We start from the raw sequence: 19,734 nt of genomic DNA, 5'->3' as shown, positions 1-19,734 counted from the left end.
TGAAGAACAGCGATATGGTATTTTAAGAGCTATGTTGTTTGAAAGTAATTGAGAAAAATAGGAAGAGTTTCAACTATATTCATATTATAATGTAGTTATCCGACCATTTACTTTTACTATCTTTGGAGGTGTTCTATATGCACTATGCATTTTCACGTATAAGGCTACGTAGCTTTTTTGGATGGATGATTATAGGGGTGTTCCTTATAATGATACCATTAGGTCTAGCAAATGTTTCTGAGAATACGATGGAGGTTATTTCACAAATAACTGTATTTTTTGTATTTCCGTTACTTTGGCTATACGTAAAAACAAATAAAAATAATATTGTATTTAACAGTTTTTTTGATAAGCCAGGACGTTTATCTTGGGGATTAATTGTATTAGCAACGATAATGGGGATGATTTTTTCAGTTGGCATATCTCAGATTCAATTTTACATATTAGCACATACGTTACCGAATTTCTTAGTTACTATGCTAGAAGACGGAAATGTTATTAATACGAGTAACGTATATATGACGATATTTACTTTCATTTCAGCATGTGTGTTAGCACCTATTATGGAAGAGGTTATTTTTAGGGGATTTTTCTTACAGCGAATGGCTCATAAATGGGGAATTAAAAAAGCTGTAATTATATCTTCAATTATTTTTGGCCTAGGACATTTTGATGTTATTGGTGCGTTCATGTTTGGTGTCGTTATGTGTCTTTTATACATAAAGACAAAAAATATATGGACGAATATAGCTGTGCACGCTCTAAATAATTTGATTGCAACAAGTATGCAATTTTTCGGTGGAGAAGAAAGTGGTACAATCTCAATTACTGAATTACAAGCGCAAAGTAATTTATGGATTGGTATCGGTCTTACAGTTGTTGGATTACTATGGTTAATTCCGTATGTTTGGAAACAATGGCGTACAGTAAAAGAAGTTGGCGTGCCACCAGTGCGTTTTATAAATGAGCAAAAAGTAGTGAATTCATCACAAGAAAATGAAGTGTATAGTCAAGTGATCGTTACAGATAGATTAATGGCTGTAGAGCTACCAGATGAGGCTGTAAATAAGCTTCGGTTAGAAGAAAATGATTATGTAACAGTAGCTGTAGAAGAAGATAAAATCGTTATAAAGAAAGCACATAATAGATAATTAAAAAGTAGCTCTTAGGAGCTACTTTTTAATTTGTAATAATTTCTACTCGAAAATTATTACCGTTCTTTACATATTTAATATCTGTAACAGTGCGGACCGTCTTTAAAATCTCCACTTTTTCACCAATTCGCGGGATGGTCGGAACGTTGTCCCAAATACCAAGCAAGTCATCTAATTGTGCCGTTTTTTCATAAAACCAGATTTTCAATGTAAAGCCCCTTTCTCGAACTTTATGTATTTTAATACATAATATATTATTTTTATTCTTATTGTAAGGGGTTTTTTTATATTTTATGAATAAAAATAAATTAATCTTCTGGGAAGATATGTTCAATATCAGGAGTAAGAGATACTTCTGATAATACGATATGAGAAACTGTCGTTGCATATGAAGAAACATCATTGATAAATTCTTCAAGTTCAACGAGTGAAGGAACAGAAATTTTTACAATGTAGCATAAGCTTCCTGTTACTCGGTAACAAAAACTTGCAGATGGATAAGACTGAATAAACTGTTGCATACGTGTTGTATCACCATTTTTTAAAGTGATTTCTAAAATACAATCTAAAACGAGTCCTGCCTTTTTATAATCAATATCGATTGTATATTTTTGAATAACACCTTCGCTTTCGAGCTTACGAACACGTTCTGAAGTAGACGGAGCAGATAAGTTTACTCGTTTCGCCAATTCACGCATAGAAAGGCGACTATCATTATATAATTCATTTAAAATTTTTCGATCAACACGGTCTAATTGCATTTGTAAATATACCTCCAGTAAAATGATGGTTTTTGTAAAGGGAAAATATAAATTAAGATTCATATGAAATGTAAAGTGAACGTTATTTATTTTACAATAAAACAGAAGGAAATAGGAGGGGAAATGATGGAGAGAATTTCATTATCAAATGTAGGAGATACAAAGTTTCAAAAGTTATTAGGGCATAATTCGGACATATTACATTCGTGGAGTACGTTAGAAGATACACTGTACAATACAGGAACTCTTTCAGCAGAGTTGAAGGAGCAAGTGAGAAGAACATTAGCGTATGGGAATGAATGTCCGTACTGTATGGCAAAGGGAAGACCTACTGATGTGCAAATGGCAGAGGAGATTGGTGTAGCCGTTACTTTTGCGCATACATTTGTTCATAACCGAAAAGCAATAGATGATACTATGTTTCACGTATTAAAACAATATTGGACAGAAAAAGAAATTGTAGAGCTTTGCGCCTATGTTTGCTTTATTACTGCGTCACAACAACTTGGTTTTCTATTTCAATTACAGCCAAATTAAGGGGGAAATGATGACAAATCAAATAGCACTTATCATAATCGATGTACAAAAGGCATTTCAATTACCAGATTGGGGCGAGAGAAATAATATTTTTGCTGAAGAAAACATGAGAATTTTGTTAGAAGAATGGAGAAAAAGGGAACGACCAGTTTTTCATATTCAACATGTAAATAAAGAAAATGCTCAGTCAATGTTTTATGAGAGAGCGGAAACGGTAAACTTTAAAGAAGAAGTGCAACCACTACTTGGTGAAGTGGTTATTCAGAAATTCGTTAACAGCGCGTTCATTGGGACAAATTTAGAAGAGCAATTAAGAAAGAACAAATGTAATGCAGTAGTGGTTGTAGGATTAACGACAAATCATTGCGTGGAAACTACGACACGAATGGCAGGGAATTTAGGATTTACAACATATTTAGTGAGTGATGCAACGGCTACGTTTAACCGTAAAGGTTTAGAGGGTAAGGAGTATAGTGCAGAGGATATTCACAATATGACACTTGTAAATTTACATGAAGAGTTTGCTACGATTGTGACGACAAAAGAAGTATTAAAATTATTTTAAGAAAATAATTGCGAATTATGTAGAAAAAAATAAGAATATTTCGTATAATCTAAGTACAATCATTTTGAAAATAGGGGTGGCATCATATGGAGCAAATTTCAGTAAAGAAATTAGAAGAGGTACTTGTTGTAGCAGGGGATGATAAACAGAAGCAAAAGGAATTTTATGAATTGCTTTTATCTACTGAGTTTTATGTTGCTGGTTCACTAGAAGCAGAGGACGGGGCAACAGAAGGAATACTTCGTTTGCGTCATTTCCAAGGAGAAGGTAGATGGATCGTTCCGTTCTTTACACAAATGGAATTTGTAAAAGATGTGTTGCCAGAAGGAACGCCCCTTATTACGATACGTGGGAAAGAGTTATTTGGTAGCATTGAGAAAGATGCTACAGCTGTATTAAATGTTGGCACTGATATAAGTAAAACATTTATTCCAGAAGAAATTGCAGATATCGCATCTGGACGAATTTTTAATTATTATAAGTAAAAGGAAAAGCGTAATGGCTTTTCCTTTTTAATTTGAATATGGAGTGGCTATACCAGAAGAAATAGAGACTGTTTTATTATTCGTGTTTATTGTTGCTGTAGCTCCAAGTGGAATACCGATGTTTGGACTTATATGTCCAATTGGTAAATCGAATAGGACAGGTATATGATATGGCGCGAAATATTCATATAATATTGTTTGCAATGATTGAGAGGGCTTTGAAGGAGTGCAGTCGTGACAACTTGTGAAAATAACGCCCCTGCATTCATTAAACTTTCCAGATAAAAGTAGCTGATTTAACATACGGTCAATGCGGTACGGTTCTTCACCAATGTCTTCAAGTAATAAAAGTGTATTGTCCGTATTTATCTCGTAGGGCGAGCCAATTATACTTGTTAACACAGCTAAATTCCCTCCAACTAACGTACCTGTAACTGTACTGTGAGAGCTAGGTACGATACATTCTGATGCAGATAAAATGGTTGAATACGGATGGAATAGCTGATTAAAAGAGGATAAAGATAGGGAATCAATGCCTTTTCCTAGTTCTTCAATCATCGGACCATGAAATGTTATAAGCTTTGCATAACGTGAAACAGCAGTATGTAAAGCTGTAATATCGCTATATCCCCAAAAGATTTTTGGATTTTGCCTAATAACTTCATATTGAATGTGAGGAAGAAGACGAGCACTTCCATAACCACCTCGTGCACAAAAAATTGCCTTCACTTCATTATTTGTAAATGCTTCATGTATATCGTCAAGCCGAACTTGATCACTTCCGGCTAAAAATCCATATTTCTCGTAAACACTCTTCCCGATTATTACGGATAACCCCATCTCTTGTAATACATTCACACCTTTTAATACATTTTCGATTGTAGGTGGACCAGATGGTGCAATAATCATTACTGTATCACCTTGTTTTAATGCATTTGGATAAATCATTAAGCTCAGCCTCCTTCTCTTTCAATATATTCGCTTCATATGAAGTTCAACCCTTGCAAAAGCAGGGGAAAACTTATCAAATAAAGAAGATATAAAGGAAATAGGAGGGGAAATGATGTTTACAAGTCGAGTAACAGACATATTAAAAATTGAGTATCCCGTTGTTCAAGCCGGTATGGCAGGCGCGATTACGACGCCAGAACTTGTTGCAGCAGTAAGTAATAGTGGAGGATTAGGGACGCTTGGAGCCGGCTATATGAGCCCAGAACAAATTCGTGAAGCGATTTATAGAATAAGAGAACTAACAGATAAGCCTTTCGGTGTTAATTTACTTGTAACGAAAGAGATAGAAATAGAAGAAGAGAAGGTAAATGAGGCGAAAGTATTACTAAGCGGAGTGAATAGAGAATTAGGTATAGAAGTAGAAGGAACGTTAAAGCTTCCAAAAAGCTATAAGGAACAATTACAAGTGTTATTAGATGAAAAAGTACCGGTCGTTAGCTTTGCATTTCAAACGTTAGAAAAAGAAGAAATAAATGATTTAAAAAGAAGTGGAATAAAAGTTATCGGAACAGCTACCCATGTGAAGGAAGCGAAAGTACTTGCTGAGCTAGGAGCAGATATTATTATTGGGCAAGGTAGCGAAGCAGGAGGGCATAGAGGAACGTTTATTGGGAAAGAACGAGATGCTATGATTGGTACGTTTGCGTTAATACCTCAGTTAGTAGGGGCTGTTCCGCATATCCCAATTGTCGCAGCAGGTGGTGTAATGAACGGACAAGGGCTTGTTGCGGCATTGGCACTAGGAGCAGAAGGTGTTCAAATGGGATCAGCCTTTTTAACAAGTGAAGAGAGTATTACGCACGATGTGTATAAAGAAGCGGTTTTACATAGTACAGATACGAGCACAACTGTAACTCGTGCGTTTTCCGGGAAATATGCACGCGGTATTCGGAATGAATTTATAGAAAGATATGAAGGAAAAGAAGAAGGGCTTCCGATGTATCCAGTGCAAAACGTATTAACTTCTAAAATACGCCAAGAGGCAGCGAAGCAAAATAAGGAAGAATATATGTCACTTTGGGCAGGACAGGCAGCATCATTGGCACGAATCGAATCAGCTCAGCATGTAGTGGAGCGAGTTATGAAAGAAGCGGCGAATGCAATCGAGCAATTACAAAATATATACAAAAAGACCACTTGAGTAATTCAAGCGGTCTTTTCGTTAGTTTGCTTTATAAAATTGTTGGATGGCTTCGTCGATGTAAACCCAGCCTTTCCAACCTAAGTGCATATGATCTTTTAAGAAGTATTTATCGTATTCATGATTTGAGAAGTCGGCAATTGGATAACCAGCTTTTTCAATTTGCTCATGAACTTTCTTATAGTATGCTTCGCGGCGTTCTTTCGGGAAGCCAGCGTAGTCGTACCAAGGACCTTTGACAGGAACAGAAATGAAGAGTGGTTTTGCACCAGATTGTTTTAATAAATCAAGTACAATTTGTAAATCTTCATATTCTGGCGATTGGTCATAAGCATCATTTTTTAAGTAACCTTCACGTTGCTTTAATTTTTTCTTAATTTTGCTATTGAAGTAACCATCTTCGATACCATATTCATTAGATCCAGATTCTGCCGCACCTGTTTGATCCGCATGTTTACGAGCCTCTTCCCAGTTCATTTGTTTTAATGAAGGATCGAGCTTCTCTTTATGCGGTTTAATATTAAACATAGCTGTAAATAAATCTTTACGATCTAGAATGTTACGGTAAATATAAGCGAAAGGTTTAGCAGCAAGTGCTTTTACTTTATACTTCGTATCATCATAAGCGATGCCTTCAAGCGAGATTTTTAATAAAGTTTCTTTTTTTACAATCTCAAAGTTTAATAAACGCTTTGCAATTTGTTTTTTCATTTCAGGTTTTAAATCATTGTTGAAAATGAAGTGGTAACCTTGTTGTTTTGAAAAGTTAGGTGCAAAGTGCGTTTCATCAATACCTTGTGGTACAAACCATTGCGGAGAAAGAACGAATACCATTTTCTTATCTTTCAATTGATCCATTGTAGATGCAAAGTTTAATACATGTACAAGGTCTTGTGTTCCGCCGCGTCCAAGAAGGAATGGTGTGAACCCTTCAGGCTTTACTTTAAAATAATTAGATGGATGGAAAGCATCCATACGTGCGAATTCCGATGAACCGTACATCGGAAGATATTTTGGATCTGCTAACATCTTTTGCTGTAAAATCATACTTTGAATTTTTTCTTCTTTTAAAGAAGTAGCAGCTTGTTCTACTTTTTCATCACTTAAAAGTGGAAGTAGGAAGCGCGTTGGAATAAGTAAGAATACAGCAAAAAGGGCCAATGCTAAAAGCATCGGACCAAATTTTGCTTTGTTCATCGGATTTCTTCCAACTTTTTAATAACCATGTTTGGTGTAGCCCACTCGTCACGGTCAAAATCAGAAATAGAAACTTCAATATCTAAACGCTCTTGGAATTCAACTAATAAAGATACTACAGCGAAAGAATCAAGGATACCTTCTTCAAATAATTGAACATCTAAGTTTTCTTTCACAATATCGTTTTCACATACTTCTTCTAAAATATCTAATACTTGCTCTTTGAATTCTGCCATTTTTAAAATCTCCTTTATATCCGAAATATATTATATGTGCAACTTCTTAATGGAATAAGAAGGGTGCATTAAAAGTATCTGTTAAGGTGTCCTGAGAAGATTAGGAAACCGAAACATACAACGTGGAACGTAATTACAATCGCAAGGACGTGTGTAAATTTATTGTTTGGCCAAAACTTATGCTTTTTGTTTTTTCGTTCGAAAATATCGAATAAAATGAACAGTGCGGCATGATAGAGACCATAAATAACATATTGTGCAACAGCGCTTCCTTGGATGTGCCAAATTCCCATAATGAAGAAGTTTAAAAATGCACCGATATACGAAATTGTGTAACGGTTTTTAATTAACTTTTTCTTCGTTGCAAAAAAGACGAAACGCATGTAAATAAAATCACGGAACCAGAATGATAAACTCATGTGCCAGCGGTTCCAGAAGTCTTTAATATTACGACTAAGGAATGGCTTATTGAAGTTTTCTGGCGTTTTAATTCCCATCATATAACTTACACCAATTACAAAAGAGCTATAACCAGCAAAATCAAAGAATAGATATAAGCTATAGCTATACATGTAAATCATATTTGAAAATATTGTATCGTGTTGAGCGAATGCTGGATCCATACAATATTGCTTTATTAAGTAAGCAATAATAAATTTATACAAGAAACCTTGGAAAATACGATTTAGTCCTGTATATAGTAAATTTTGATATTCTTCAGCGCTAGGTGGCTTTTGAATATCTTTTTGGAATCTTCGGTAACGATCGATAGGTCCTGTTGAAATAGCAGGGAAGAATAAAACGAATTCCCAGAAGTTAAAGAAAGAAAGCTCTTTAATTAAACCATCACGAACTTCAAATACCATTTGAACTGCTCTGAATGTTACGTAAGATATACCTAGGAAAACAACAAGTTTTAACTCAGGTAAAAACGATGCAAACGGCGCGATTTTTGCCAAAATAAGAGGCAAAATCGATAAAATAACAGCTATGCAAAATGTGAATGTACTATTATTTTGTTTTCTTAAAATTAAATAGCCTTTAATAAGGACATATTGCCAAATAATAAATGCAGCTAGCATCATTGCTTGCTTTGGTTTATCTGAGAAGATAATAGCAATCATGACTAATGTTAAAACGGCATTATATTTGCGCAACATTTTACCTTTTAATCCAGCTATGATAGTAGGTATTAATAAAATGCCCACTATAGCGAAAAAATAAAATGATCCATATGCGGTCATGCTGTAACCTCACTCAATAATTTTTTGCGATCTACCTTTCCATTTGGTGTCATTGGAATAGAAGATTGATACATGAATTTACGTGGAATCATGTAGTTTGGTAATCGCTCATTGAGTTCTTTTTTGATTGCAGATGTTAATTTGAATTCTTTTTCAAATGAATGTTCTCCAGGAACAACAACCGCTAATAAATAATCGTATTTCTCACCTTTTTTAATTGGAACGATAACTGCTCCTTCTACGTAAGAACACGCACGAAGGTGATGCTCAATTTCTTCTAATTCCATTCGATAACCATGCAGCTTAATTTGGAAATCAAGACGACCATTATAGAATAGAAGACCATTTTCAACATAGCCAGCATCGCCTGTTTTATAGGCGCGCTCACCGTCAATCATAGTAAATGCTTTTTCTGTTAATTCAGGGCTTCCTAAATATCCAACGCTTACGCTTGGACCGACAATTACGATTTCACCTTTTTCACCATCAGGTGCGATCGTGCCATCTTCTTTCATAATAAGAAGGCGACAGTCTGATTTACAATAGCCAACTGGAAGTGATTTGTATTGATCAAGCACTTCTTCTGTAACGTGAATACCTGTTACAGCGACCGTAGCTTCTGTTGGACCATACGTATTCATAATTGTTGCTTTAGGGAAACGTTCAATTAATTTTCTAGCCACTTCATTTGGTAACACTTCGCCGCAGAATAAGAATGTTTTCATGTTCGGTAGCATACTCTCAGAGAAAGATGCTTCCATTAAACACATTTCAGCGAAAGAAGGTGTGGAAGTCCATACTTGAATATCCGATTGCTCTAAAGAAGCAAACAAGTCTTTTGGACGCGCAATCATATCTTTATCGATTGCCCAAAGTGTACCACCTGTTACTAATGATGGGTAAATATCCATTACAGATAAATCGAATGAGAAAGGTGCTTGGTTTAAGAATACTTGCCCTGTTTGTAAGTTGAAATCTTCTACAGCCCATTTTGTAAAGCTAACAAGGCAGTTATAAGTAATCTGAACCCCTTTCGGATTACCTGTGCTTCCTGATGTGTAAATAATGTAGAAGTTCTCATCACCTTTTACCGCATGTTCAGGATTTGGAGTGTTCCCTTTATGAGTAAAGAAAATATCTTTTAAGTTATCTTCACTTACGATGCGAACTGGTAAATCAGTTACAGTTACTGCTGTTGCCGATAAAAGTAATTTCGCACCAGAATTTTCAGCAATACGTTGTACACGATCAGCTGGGATAGATAAATCTACAGGAATGTAAGCATGTCCAGCTTTTACACATCCTAAAAAGTTAATAATCATTTCAGGTTGCATATGGCCATACACCATAATTGGTGAACGATCGTCTGGATACTCAGAAGAAATCCAATGTGCTAACGCATCAGAATCTTCCTTTAATTGTTTGTACGTAATTTTCGCATCTCGCCAAACAAAAGCGGTTTGATCAGGCGTTTCTGCAGCCCACTTTTCAATTTGTTCTAATAACTTCATAACGTTCCCACCCTAGAATTCATTGTAAATAAATGTACTTGTGTTTGTATCATGGAATCCATACAACCAAAGTAATGCAAATAAAATTGCAAGATAATAAACCGTCTTTGCAACCCATTGTGTGAGTGGTCGAGACCATATCTCTTTTAATCTTTCCATGTCTTTCCCTCTCTTAATGAAATAATAGCTCTTTGTAGGTATCATGTCCTACATTATTGTGAAAAAAACAAAATCCCACATTTTAGGTAAAAATAAGTCAAAAGGCTCTTTTTTGATATTAGCACTAAATACTAAAAAAGAAAATCCCTAACTTAGCAATTATATTACATTCAGCATGAATTTGTAATGGGTTTGACATGTAAATAGAAAGTGGATTGTGTGAATACATAAAAGTGGACTATAAGAATACGTAAAAATACAGTGTTTGTTTTTATTAATCATTTAAGACGGAGTAAACTTTTAAATTTCTAGTTCTTTTGAAAAGGAGGAAATTATCATGAATAGAGTGTGGAAGAATCTAATTTCGGAAGAAAATATCGTGAAATGGAGAAGGCATTTCCATAAGTATCCGGAATTATCATTTCATGAAAAAGAAACTTCGCAATTTATATATGATACATTATGCTCATTTTCTTCTTTTGAAGTAACGAGACCGACGAAGTATAGTGTACTAGCAATTAAAAGAGGTGTGAAGCAAGGGAAAGTAATTGCGATTCGAGCTGATATAGACGCTTTGCCAATTCAAGAGGAGACAAGTAAATCTTATACATCTGTGAATAAAGGAATGATGCATGCATGTGGGCACGATGCTCACGCAGCTATTTTATTAAGCACAGCAGAGGTGTTATCAAATATAAAGGAAGATTTTGCAGGTGAGATTCGTCTATTCTTTCAGCACGCAGAAGAGGTGTATCCCGGCGGGGGACAAGAAATGGTTGAGGCAGGTGTAATGGATGGTGTTGATTATGTAATAGGTTTACATGTTATGTCAGGACTTGAGAGTGGAAAGATAGGAATTGCATATGGACCGATGATGGCAGCGCCAGACGTATTTACAGTTGAGATTCAAGGCAAAGGAGGACATGCGGCGCGACCAGAAGAAACGATAGATCCTATTGCTATCGGAGCACAGATTATTACAAATCTACAACATATCGTATCAAGAAATACAAGTGCTTTTATGCAAAGGGTTGTTTCAGTTACACAATTTCATGGGGGAACGGCTGACAATATTATTCCTAGTACAGCAACTTTAATGGGAACTGTTCGTTCATTTAATCAAGCATTGAGGGTGGAAGCAGAAGGGAAAATCGAGAAAATTGTGAAAGGAATTACAGAAGCACATGGAGGATCGTATACATATACGTATCGATATGGATATGATCCGGTTATTAATGATGAATATATTACGAAAATAGTAGAAGAAAGTGCACTACATTTGTTTGGGAATGAGCGTGTTGTGAAGCTTGAACCTTCTATGGGTGGAGAAGATTTTTCAGCATATTTAAGAAAAGCACCTGGTTGTTTCATTAAATTAGGAACAGGTAATGAAAATATATATACTTGTTATCCACATCATCATCCGAAATTTGACGTGGATGAATCAGCATTAATTTGTGGAGTGGAGCTATTTTTAGAGACGACTATAAGATTACTAAAATCATAGAAAAACAAAAAAAGGCAACTGCACTCTATTGCAGTTGCTTTTATTTCTTTCCGTCAGAGAGGGCTGAGAAAGAACTATGCTCATTCATAGTATATGAATAGCTAACGGACAAGCTTGTACATTTTAATCATTTTTTTTAAAATAGTTGTTGACATTGATAATCAATGTCAATTAATCTAAATATAGTTGAAATTGATAATTATTATCAATAGGATGGATGCGACATGTTAATGAGAAAGAATTTTCACCTTCTGCGGAGGGGATTAAAAGATAAAAATAAAGATGTTGATCAGCATATGGAATGGCAAAGAAATGTAATTCGGTCTGAATATGTAGATGAGAAGAAGAGCATTCAAACAGAAAAAGAGATACAAAGTAAAGGGAGAGGTTCAGTTGAGTAAGTTAGTAATGATTTTTGCAAGTATGAGTGGAAATACAGAGGAAATGGCTGACCATATTGCCGGCGTAATTCGTGAAACAGAAAATGAAATTGAAGTTATTGATATTATGGATTCACCAGAAGCTTCTATATTAGAACAGTATGATGGAATTATTTTAGGTGCATACACTTGGGGAGATGGCGATCTTCCTGATGATTTCTTAGATTTTTATGATGCAATGGATTCTATTGATTTAACTGGGAAAAAAGCGGCAGTATTCGGATCATGTGATTCGGCTTATCCGAAATACGGAGTGGCAGTTGACATTTTAATAGAAAAGCTACAAGAGCGCGGGGCAGCAGTTGTGTTAGAAGGACTAAAAGTAGAATTAACGCCAGAAGATGAAGATGTAGAAAAATGTTTACAGTTTGGAGCTGAATTTGTAAAACACCTTTCTTAATGGCAGAAGGGAGATGAAGAGCAAGTGCATGAGAAAATCTCAATCAAAACGATGACAGATTATCATTTGTATGATTTTATGCGTTGTCCGCATAAATTTTATTTTCGTCACATAAAAAGAAGAGAACCTTCTTCATTTGAATGGCAACAAATAGCACAAATGATTGTCAATCAAATTATTAACGAGTATTACACGCTACCTGCGGGTCAACAAACGAAAATTGTACTTTTAATATTAATAGAAAAGTATTGGAAAAAAGTAAGGATTAATATGTTTGCTTCGAAGACAGAATACTATATTGTATTAGCGAAGCTAACGGATCACTTATTACAGTTCGTTGAAAAGGATGATAGTCAGACACCACCATTGTTTTTATACGAGAAGTTTCAAACATATATGGAAGAGTTAGGTGTCCACATGTCATTGACATTTGAAGTTGGTGAGTGGAGTGCTGAGTCGTTTGTAATTAAAAAGTATGTCGTCGATGCGGATGAGGAAATGCTTGCTCTTTGTCAGAAGCTAATGACAGTATTCAGTTATAAAGCTTTCGGCGTTCTTCCAGGAAAGATTGAAGTTATTAATTTAATAGAAGGAACTAAGTATGAGTACATTCCAAAACAGGAAGATATTATAACTGGAATGGCTGATTTATCTAGAATGAAAGAAATGTTAGAGCAACCTGAGCATTATACAGAGCGTCATTTTCGTTCTGAGTGTATAAGTTGTGCATTTCGTAGTGAATGCCAAGGGGAAGAAGTAAAGAAAGAAGCGGAGCAGAAGAAAAATATCGTACATTAAAGGATGCAACTTTGCATCCTTTTTTGTTGTTGACATGAAAAGCTTTTCATCATTTACCGTATATTTGTAGCAGATTTTAATAAAGGGAGGAATAATCAATGAAAGATGAAACGAAAGTATTTCAATGGTTAAAAGAACAGAATGCTCCTTTTGAAATTCAACTGCAAATTTTACAGGCATTTCAATTGTATAAAGTTATTGTTGAAATGGATAAAAAGTTAATGATGTATGAGGAGAGAGTATATAGGGAGAGAATGTAATCTCATCCCTGTAATATCGTTTTTAGCTGTTCTGTGCCTGTAATGAATTCGAGTTCATTCTCTGACTCAAAGTTATAAATAATATTATGTAGTAAAGGACTGTATTGATAAAAGGTAGTAATACGATGAATGAGTAATGGATCATGATGAGAAATAAGTGTACTGTACTGTTCATATACAGATGTAGTAAACTCATCTCCGAAATCATAATATAGTCCTGCAAAATCAAAAGCAGGATCGCCAATTTGCGCATCACCAAAATCGATAACACCTGAAATGCTTTTGTTATGCTTGTTAAATAAAATGTGATGATGAGTAAAATCAGCGTGAATGATTGTGTTTTGAAAAGTGGATGTAGCTAAACATGCAAAGAAATTTTCAAATAAGCGATTTAAGGCTAGTTTCTGTAATGAAGTAAGGCTAGTAGTGAGATATTGGTTTAATTTTGTTTGTAGCTCTTTCCAGTAGGTACATGTTTTTTCAATAGGGAAACATAGCTTTGTAACTTGGTGTAAAGGAATACTATGTAGTACCGCAAGGAAAGTAGCTAATTGTGTAATAATTGCTTTCAGCTCTGGATCCTCCAGCGTGGCAACTGTTTCTGTTTTTAATGGTTCACCATGAATGAGAGTATAGTAACTACAAAGAGGAACCTCATCAGATTCATTTTTATAAATTAGGTGATATTGTGGAACTTCGATTTCTTGTAGTGATTGAGTGAGAATTGTGCATAGTTCTTTTTCTAACGGAATTCGCATCGCATATTCCTGTTTTCGCGGGAAACGAAACAGTAGCTCATCATTTACTATAACTGCTACATTATCCCATCCTTCTTCATTTTGTTTATATGAATGTATAGAAAGATTAGGCAAAGCTTCTTTTATATAATGTTTGTAAGAGTCCATAATTGTTCCTCGTTTCTGAGTTAAGTTATTCTATTTTATGATATCAGAATTTTCTTTCTATATGTTAAAATATATCTATTATTATGAAGAAGGGCGGGAGTATTACGAAAAAAAGACTGTTAATCATTTCTCTATGTATCGCTTTTGTATTGTTTTGGTCATATAAAGAGGAGGTTTTTGCTACCTTTAAACCGATTGATCAGTACGAGTTAAATAAGGAGTTAAAGAACAAAAGTATAGAAAACTTAACTCATAATGAAATGAAAAAGGTAGGAGAGCATTTTGTGACCGAGCAACTATCAGTGTTTGGGTCTACTAATAAAGAAGATGTGAAACGAAAAGGTGAAGAACTATTTTTAAATAGAGGGTATGAACAATTAATGGGAAATTATTATCCAAATCGTTTTCGAGATTTAGAGTATAAATTTACAAACGAGGAGATACGTGAAGAGACCGATGAGAGTTTTCTTTATCAAGCTGTAGCGTACGTTGCGGGTACTGAAAATGGTAAGAGAAGCGAAATGAAATTGAATTATGAAGTGAAAATAGTAAAGGTTAATAATATATTTATGGTGCTAGAACAAAAGCAGCGCGTACAATAAAGGAAATTCATTGCTCAATAGATCATTTGGGGGGGGGACTACTTAATGCGGAATAAAAAGGCCCTCAAGGAATCAAGGACCTTTAAAGATTTTCATTTTGTTGACCAAGTTCTTTTTGAGCAATATATAAATTTCCTTGCTCCACTTGTTTAAGTGTATGAACAGAATCGCCTGCATATCCTTTTTGTGTTTTAACAGTTCTTTTTGAACGATTGGAATTTTGTCTCTTCATATAATAGGCCACCTTTCATTAAAAATAAACGAAAATGATAAGTATGAGTAATACAGCAGCGAAAATGGTAATGCCCATTAAAAACGAAGTGTTTTTATATTTAGGTGGCTTATGTACATCTTGCCGATATCCAGGTGAAATTTCAGGGGCAAATTCTTCATCGAATGATTGCTTTTTTTCTTTGTCGTCCATATGTACCCACCTTTCTTTTTCATTATATTATACGTTACAAGAAAAAATATGCATAAAGAAAACAGCCCCTTTATTATTAGCGGCTGTTTTGTGTTGTATATTTTCGTTGTACTTGAAAGAGACGGATAAGTAGGAAGGCAGCGCCAAATGCTAGACCGATAATAAGACCGATCCAATAGCCTTTTGCGGCCCATTCTGTATACGTTGCTAATATGTAACCTAGTGGTAGACCTATTACCCAATAAGCAATTAAAGTCATAATTAGAGCAACATTTACATCTTTATAACCACGCAAAGCTCCTTGTACAGGGGTTGCAATTGCATCTGAAATTTGAAATAAAATTGCAAAGATAAGAAATTCTTTTGCTAAATGATGAACTTTTGCATCTGTCGTATAAATAGAAGCAATTTGATTATCAAAGAAGTAGAGAAGAATCGAATATAATAAAGCAAAGGCAAGGGCTAATCCAATTCCAATCAGTCCGTATTGTTTTGCATTATCGTAACGTTTTGCTCCAACTTCGAATCCGACCGCAATAGTCATTGCCATTGCTAAACTTAGCGGAGTCATATATAACAAGGAAGCAAAGTTCATAGCTGCTTGGTGAGCTGCAATAGTTGTCGTACTAAAATTACTCATCATGAGCGTTACCGCAGCGAAAATACTCGTTTCAAAAAAGATAGCAAATCCGATAGGGACGCCAAGTTTTAAGAATGCTTTCCAACTCGAAAGAGAAGGTCGGTATAATTGTTTGAAAATGTTGAAAGAGGCAAAAGGCTCTTTCGTCTGAATAATAATGACTGTAATAATTAAAATGCACCAATATGTTGCAGTGGAAGCAATTGCTGCTCCGACACCACCAAGCTTCGGGAAACCGAAGTTACCAAAAATTAATAGGTAATTTAATATTACGTTAATTGGTAATGATAGTAATGTAATAATCATTGTTGTTCGAGTTTTTCCTAATGCATCAATAAATCCGCGTAAAACAGTGTAAGTGAATAAAGGTATAATTCCTATTGCGATAATACTTAAAAATTGCGCTGCAATACGTTCCACAGGTTCTTCTAAGCGCATGCCATTTAAAATAGGTGAAACGACGAAGAAACCGATGAGGATAACAACGAAGCTAGCACAAATTGCTAAATAAACCGCTTGTATGACAACGTGGGGAACGTCCTCCTTTTTCTTGGATCCAACGAGCTGTGCAACAATGGGGGTAGTAGCCATTAAAATTCCTGTTAATCCCGTACTAACTGGAATCCATATACTTGTTCCAATTGCAACACCTGCTAAATCAGTTGGACTTGCATGTCCTGACATTGTTGTATCAAAAAAACTCATCGCAAATAATGACATTTGCGTTACGAAAATCGGAAAAAATAGTAATAAAAATTGCTTTAACTTTTGTGAGAATGAAGTAGTTTCTTTCATAAAATCCCCTTTCCGTATAAAAAAACAAACTCTTACTATCATACAATTTAATCAAAGATTAGAAAAGAAATAAGCGCCTACAACATATGAAGTCAATAAAAAAAGGATGCACTTTGAAAAGGGATAAGGTATTATGATAAGGTGTGAAAAAATTACATATTATTTGTTATTAAGGAGGCACTACTTGTGGCTGATTGGTTAATTGGTTTAATCATGGGTGCTGTTGAAGGATTAACAGAGTTTCTACCAGTATCATCAACAGGACATATGATTTTAACAGGACATTTAATTGGATTTGACGATGAGAGAGCGAAAGTTTTTGAAGTTGTTATCCAATTGGGATCGATTTTAGCAGTTGTTGTTATATTTTGGAAGCGTCTATGGTCGTTAGTTGGAATAGGTAAAGTAACAGACGGACCATCGTTAAATTTATTACATATTATTATCGGGATGATTCCTGCCGGGGTACTTGGCGTATTATTCCATAGCACTATTAAAGAGGTTTTATTTGGTCCAGGACCAGTTGTTATTAGCTTAGTAGCCGGTGGTATTTTAATGATTGTTGCTGAGAAGTTTTCGAAACCAAGTACAGCAAGAACTTTAGATGAAATCACATATAAACAGGCATTTACAATTGGAATGTTCCAATGTTTAGCTCTTTGGCCAGGATTTTCTCGTTCTGGTTCTACAATCAGTGGTGGTTTATTAGCTCGCGTGTCGCATACAGCGGCAGCTGAATATACGTTCATTTTAGCGGTACCGATGATGGTAGCTGCAAGTGGCTTAGATTTAATTAAAAGCTGGGATGTATTAAGCTCAGCAGATATAACGCTATTTGTAACAGGATTTGTAACTGCATTCGTTGTTGCGATGCTTGCAATTGTTTCATTCTTGAAATTATTATCTCGTGTAAAACTAACACCGTTCGCTTATTATCGTTTCATTTTAGCTGCGGTATTCTATTTCTTCATTATGTAATAAAAAAAACCTGCCGAGCTCGGCAGGTTTTTATTTTACTACTTTTTCCATCATGTTTTCCATTACATGTTCCCAAAGAGAAGTATCATCAGCTAATGTAGCACGGAAATTAGCATACATTTCTTTTTGTTTTTCTTCGAATGTTGGATCTTCTTTTTCAGGTAATGTAGCGCGCATTGAAGTTACTAATTCTTGTACTTTTGGAGCGCGTGGTCCCCAAACAGCTTGTTCATTTCCGTCTTTATCAATGAAAATAAAGATTGGAATCGCACGTGCTGTTCCATTTGTTAAATATTGATCCATTAATTCTAAGTTTTCATCGCGAATTAATAAACTCATATCAATATTTGCAACTTCAGAAATCCGTTTCATAACAGGTACGCATAAAAGAGCATCGCCACACCAATCAGCAGTTAATACGATAACACGCCATCCATCATTTTGACGTTCTTCTAATACAGGAAGTAATTCATTTGGAATTAAAAAGTTATTGTAAATGTGTAGTAGTTCGTATTGATTTACTTTCATTTCATTCACATATGTATCAAAGGACATACCTTTATCAGCCCATTGTTGTAAGTTCATAATTAACACCTCTTTAGTAAGATTTGTTTTCATTGTACCAATTTTTATATAGAAAAGCTTGTATTCTTACTCTTTCTCGTCACTTAATAATTTATTTAATAGAAAAAAGAATAGTACGACACATAATTCAGTTAAGTTGGATATTTGTACGCTTTCTATCCAATCATCAGCAGTATGAATGACGAACCAATCTAGTGTAATTTCAATGCATGAGAAAAGAGTGATAGAAATCCAATTTGGCATGTTTTGAGTCAATGGATATAGCAGCGCTTGGAAGAAACTGAAAATAAATAATGTAATACCATCTAAGAAAGTGATTAATAAAAAAAAGTGAAGTAAAGCAGTACGTGAACTATACGCTATACCTGTAATTTGAAAGATTCCTACATATACAAAAAATATAAATGCAAAAACTATAATGAGAAAAAGAGCAATAATACTAATGATAATTGTTTTATCTTTTAGGATGAGATTTGAGAGTCTCTCCTCCTCATGCATTAAAATACCCCCTTTTTCTGGAAGTTGACTTCATTTTATCATGAAATACATATTAAAAAACTACGAATTATGGGAAAATAAGGTGACAAAAAGTAAGATTTCATGTAAAATTATTAATAAGGTTTTTATTTAACTAAATGAAATAAAAGGAGCTGTCAAAGTTGTCTCAAAATCGAGAGCAATTAATGGAAGAACTATCGACAAATGTGTTTGCTATGTTTCGCACGTTGCGTAATGATATCGGAAAAATATTCGGTGGTTACATACCGTGGAATGAATTCATCGTTCTGAGAATATTAAATCGTACGAATAAAGAAATGGTATCGCGTGTAGCAAATGAATTAAATGTGTCGAATAGTCATATTACAGCTGTTACAGAAAAATTAATTAATAAAGGTTTTGTAACTCGTTCACGTTCTACATCAGATCGCCGAGTTGTGTATTTAGAGATTACAGAACAAGGGAAAGATTTAGTTGCGAAAATGGAAGATGCGAAAAAACAATATTTACAAGAAAGATTTTCTGCACTTTCAGAAGATGAAATGAATGTAATGATTTCAATTTCCAAAAAACTTATTTAAGTGATTACAAACAAGAAAACGCTTACGTGATGAAATAGAAGATCTTCCTTATATATGGAAGGTCTTCTTTCGTGTGTAATAGATGTTAAAAAATAAAATGTGTATGAAAAAAGATAGAGCGCCATACTACTAATACAAGGAAGGGGGGAGAAGTATGACGAATCGTAACGGTAGTAAAGGAAGCGGTAATCAAGGGTCACCAAAGTCCGGCCAGTTTAATCAGGAATTTAGCACTGAATTTGAAACTGGTAATGATAATAAAGGAAAAGAATATCGTTCTAAAAAAGGGAGTAAATCAAAAAAGGAGTGAAATAATTCAC

Annotated in this window: 28 protein-coding genes; 14 read left to right on the top strand and 14 right to left on the bottom strand. The window is 34.7% G+C overall.

Going from position 1 to position 19,734, the window contains the following annotated elements:
• The first annotated feature begins 137 nt into the window (after positions 1-137).
• Positions 138-1,151: a CPBP family intramembrane glutamic endopeptidase gene (locus tag MKY38_RS15160; RefSeq protein WP_065223924.1), complete on the top strand. Its 1,014-nt coding sequence runs from the start codon at positions 138-140 to the stop codon at positions 1,149-1,151.
• 28 nt (positions 1,152-1,179) lie between these two features.
• On the opposite strand, the gene MKY38_RS15155 is transcribed toward MKY38_RS15160, so the two are convergent.
• Both MKY38_RS15155 and MKY38_RS15150 read right to left on the bottom strand, forming a co-directional pair.
• The gene (locus MKY38_RS15155) at positions 1,180-1,362 is read right to left on the bottom strand and encodes a DUF3913 family protein (RefSeq protein ID WP_000707107.1); all 183 of its coding nucleotides are present in this window, start codon (positions 1,360-1,362) and stop codon (positions 1,180-1,182) included.
• Between the two features lie 100 nt (positions 1,363-1,462).
• Positions 1,463-1,915 (bottom strand): Lrp/AsnC family transcriptional regulator, encoded by a 453-nt coding sequence (locus tag MKY38_RS15150; protein WP_001175505.1) that lies wholly within the window; start codon positions 1,913-1,915, stop codon positions 1,463-1,465.
• A gap of 123 nt (positions 1,916-2,038) precedes the next feature.
• Here MKY38_RS15150 and MKY38_RS15145 point away from each other — a divergent pair, with 123 nt between their 5' ends.
• The 3 genes from MKY38_RS15145 (at position 2,039) to MKY38_RS15135 (ending at position 3,502) form a co-directional block, all read left to right on the top strand.
• Positions 2,039-2,452 (top strand): carboxymuconolactone decarboxylase family protein, encoded by a 414-nt coding sequence (locus tag MKY38_RS15145; protein ID WP_114555974.1) that lies wholly within the window; start codon positions 2,039-2,041, stop codon positions 2,450-2,452.
• Positions 2,453-2,462: 10 nt separating this feature from the next.
• Positions 2,463-3,017: a cysteine hydrolase family protein gene (locus tag MKY38_RS15140; protein WP_065223926.1), complete on the top strand. Its 555-nt coding sequence runs from the start codon at positions 2,463-2,465 to the stop codon at positions 3,015-3,017.
• Positions 3,018-3,103: 86 nt separating this feature from the next.
• Positions 3,104-3,502: an SseB family protein gene (locus tag MKY38_RS15135; protein WP_000435265.1), complete on the top strand. Its 399-nt coding sequence runs from the start codon at positions 3,104-3,106 to the stop codon at positions 3,500-3,502.
• A 27-nt stretch (positions 3,503-3,529) separates the two neighbouring features.
• Here MKY38_RS15135 and MKY38_RS15130 read toward each other — a convergent pair whose 3' ends face one another.
• The gene (locus tag MKY38_RS15130; RefSeq protein WP_000640062.1) at positions 3,530-4,450 is read right to left on the bottom strand and encodes a S66 peptidase family protein; all 921 of its coding nucleotides are present in this window, start codon (positions 4,448-4,450) and stop codon (positions 3,530-3,532) included.
• A gap of 115 nt (positions 4,451-4,565) precedes the next feature.
• Between MKY38_RS15130 and MKY38_RS15125 the strand changes: the two genes are divergently transcribed.
• A complete protein-coding gene (locus MKY38_RS15125; RefSeq protein WP_065223928.1) occupies positions 4,566-5,654 on the top strand; it encodes an NAD(P)H-dependent flavin oxidoreductase in 1,089 nt (362 codons plus the stop codon).
• 21 nt (positions 5,655-5,675) lie between these two features.
• Here MKY38_RS15125 and dltD read toward each other — a convergent pair whose 3' ends face one another.
• The 5 genes from dltD to MKY38_RS15100 form a co-directional block, all read right to left on the bottom strand.
• The gene (dltD, locus tag MKY38_RS15120; RefSeq protein ID WP_001030268.1) at positions 5,676-6,851 is read right to left on the bottom strand and encodes a D-alanyl-lipoteichoic acid biosynthesis protein DltD; all 1,176 of its coding nucleotides are present in this window, start codon (positions 6,849-6,851) and stop codon (positions 5,676-5,678) included.
• The gene (dltC, locus tag MKY38_RS15115; RefSeq protein ID WP_000807310.1) at positions 6,848-7,087 is read right to left on the bottom strand and encodes a D-alanine--poly(phosphoribitol) ligase subunit DltC; all 240 of its coding nucleotides are present in this window, start codon (positions 7,085-7,087) and stop codon (positions 6,848-6,850) included. Before dltC ends, dltD begins: the two co-directional genes overlap by 4 nt.
• 68 nt (positions 7,088-7,155) lie before the next feature.
• A complete protein-coding gene (gene dltB, locus MKY38_RS15110) occupies positions 7,156-8,331 on the bottom strand; it encodes a D-alanyl-lipoteichoic acid biosynthesis protein DltB (protein WP_063535947.1) in 1,176 nt (391 codons plus the stop codon).
• The gene (dltA, locus tag MKY38_RS15105) at positions 8,328-9,842 is read right to left on the bottom strand and encodes a D-alanine--poly(phosphoribitol) ligase subunit DltA (protein WP_000770505.1); all 1,515 of its coding nucleotides are present in this window, start codon (positions 9,840-9,842) and stop codon (positions 8,328-8,330) included. The genes dltB and dltA overlap by 4 nt, the downstream gene beginning before the upstream one ends.
• A 12-nt stretch (positions 9,843-9,854) precedes the next feature.
• The gene (locus tag MKY38_RS15100; protein ID WP_000440293.1) at positions 9,855-10,001 is read right to left on the bottom strand and encodes a teichoic acid D-Ala incorporation-associated protein DltX; all 147 of its coding nucleotides are present in this window, start codon (positions 9,999-10,001) and stop codon (positions 9,855-9,857) included.
• 337 nt (positions 10,002-10,338) lie between these two features.
• On the opposite strand from MKY38_RS15100, the gene amaA reads away from it, so the two are divergent.
• From amaA to MKY38_RS15075, 5 genes are all read left to right on the top strand, one after another.
• On the top strand, positions 10,339-11,508 hold the full coding sequence (amaA, locus tag MKY38_RS15095) for an N-acyl-aliphatic-L-amino acid amidohydrolase (protein ID WP_025688941.1): 1,170 nt from the start codon (positions 10,339-10,341) through the stop codon (positions 11,506-11,508).
• A gap of 224 nt (positions 11,509-11,732) precedes the next feature.
• A complete protein-coding gene (locus tag MKY38_RS15090; protein WP_000929023.1) occupies positions 11,733-11,909 on the top strand; it encodes a hypothetical protein in 177 nt (58 codons plus the stop codon).
• On the top strand, positions 11,902-12,348 hold the full coding sequence (locus MKY38_RS15085) for a flavodoxin (protein WP_000041153.1): 447 nt from the start codon (positions 11,902-11,904) through the stop codon (positions 12,346-12,348). Before MKY38_RS15090 ends, MKY38_RS15085 begins: the two co-directional genes overlap by 8 nt.
• A 24-nt stretch (positions 12,349-12,372) precedes the next feature.
• Positions 12,373-13,146, top strand: a complete 774-nt coding sequence (locus MKY38_RS15080) for a hypothetical protein (RefSeq protein WP_065223930.1) — start codon at positions 12,373-12,375, stop codon at positions 13,144-13,146.
• A 98-nt stretch (positions 13,147-13,244) separates the two neighbouring features.
• Positions 13,245-13,406 carry a hypothetical protein gene (locus MKY38_RS15075; RefSeq protein ID WP_000651086.1) on the top strand — a complete coding sequence of 54 codons (162 nt, stop codon included), beginning with the start codon at positions 13,245-13,247 and terminating at the stop codon, positions 13,404-13,406.
• A 2-nt stretch (positions 13,407-13,408) separates the two neighbouring features.
• On the opposite strand, the gene MKY38_RS15070 is transcribed toward MKY38_RS15075, so the two are convergent.
• Entirely contained in the window at positions 13,409-14,311 is a 903-nt protein-coding gene (locus MKY38_RS15070; protein WP_065223931.1) for an aminoglycoside phosphotransferase family protein, read from the bottom strand.
• A gap of 83 nt (positions 14,312-14,394) precedes the next feature.
• On the opposite strand from MKY38_RS15070, the gene MKY38_RS15065 reads away from it, so the two are divergent.
• Positions 14,395-14,913 (top strand): biotin transporter BioY, encoded by a 519-nt coding sequence (locus MKY38_RS15065; protein WP_065223932.1) that lies wholly within the window; start codon positions 14,395-14,397, stop codon positions 14,911-14,913.
• Between the two features lie 82 nt (positions 14,914-14,995).
• On the opposite strand, the gene MKY38_RS15060 is transcribed toward MKY38_RS15065, so the two are convergent.
• The 3 genes from MKY38_RS15060 to MKY38_RS15050 form a co-directional block, all read right to left on the bottom strand.
• Positions 14,996-15,145, bottom strand: a complete 150-nt coding sequence (locus MKY38_RS15060) for a hypothetical protein (protein WP_000828707.1) — start codon at positions 15,143-15,145, stop codon at positions 14,996-14,998.
• 18 nt (positions 15,146-15,163) lie between these two features.
• The gene (locus MKY38_RS15055) at positions 15,164-15,337 is read right to left on the bottom strand and encodes a hypothetical protein (protein WP_000341062.1); all 174 of its coding nucleotides are present in this window, start codon (positions 15,335-15,337) and stop codon (positions 15,164-15,166) included.
• Positions 15,338-15,413: 76 nt separating this feature from the next.
• Complete coding sequence (locus tag MKY38_RS15050; RefSeq protein ID WP_065223933.1) at positions 15,414-16,772, bottom strand: MATE family efflux transporter; 1,359 nt, start codon at positions 16,770-16,772, stop codon at positions 15,414-15,416.
• 186 nt (positions 16,773-16,958) lie between these two features.
• Here MKY38_RS15050 and uppP point away from each other — a divergent pair, with 186 nt between their 5' ends.
• Positions 16,959-17,750 carry a bacitracin resistance undecaprenyl-diphosphatase gene (gene uppP, locus MKY38_RS15045; protein WP_000796256.1) on the top strand — a complete coding sequence of 264 codons (792 nt, stop codon included), beginning with the start codon at positions 16,959-16,961 and terminating at the stop codon, positions 17,748-17,750.
• A 30-nt stretch (positions 17,751-17,780) separates the two neighbouring features.
• Here uppP and MKY38_RS15040 read toward each other — a convergent pair whose 3' ends face one another.
• Positions 17,781-18,368 (bottom strand): thioredoxin family protein, encoded by a 588-nt coding sequence (locus MKY38_RS15040; protein WP_114555971.1) that lies wholly within the window; start codon positions 18,366-18,368, stop codon positions 17,781-17,783.
• Between the two features lie 33 nt (positions 18,369-18,401).
• On the bottom strand, positions 18,402-18,833 hold the full coding sequence (locus tag MKY38_RS15035) for a regulatory YrvL family protein (RefSeq protein WP_065223934.1): 432 nt from the start codon (positions 18,831-18,833) through the stop codon (positions 18,402-18,404).
• A gap of 161 nt (positions 18,834-18,994) precedes the next feature.
• Between MKY38_RS15035 and MKY38_RS15030 the strand changes: the two genes are divergently transcribed.
• Positions 18,995-19,414, top strand: a complete 420-nt coding sequence (locus MKY38_RS15030) for a MarR family winged helix-turn-helix transcriptional regulator (RefSeq protein ID WP_000081432.1) — start codon at positions 18,995-18,997, stop codon at positions 19,412-19,414.
• A 154-nt stretch (positions 19,415-19,568) separates the two neighbouring features.
• Positions 19,569-19,724, top strand: a complete 156-nt coding sequence (locus MKY38_RS15025; protein ID WP_000184928.1) for a hypothetical protein — start codon at positions 19,569-19,571, stop codon at positions 19,722-19,724.
• Positions 19,725-19,734 lie beyond the last annotated feature (10 nt).

The organism is Bacillus sp. FSL R5-0585 (genome assembly GCF_038004545.1).
GTDB lineage: Bacteria > Bacillota > Bacilli > Bacillales > Bacillaceae_G > Bacillus_A > Bacillus_A cereus.
This window is presented reverse-complemented; position numbering and strand designations above follow the sequence as displayed.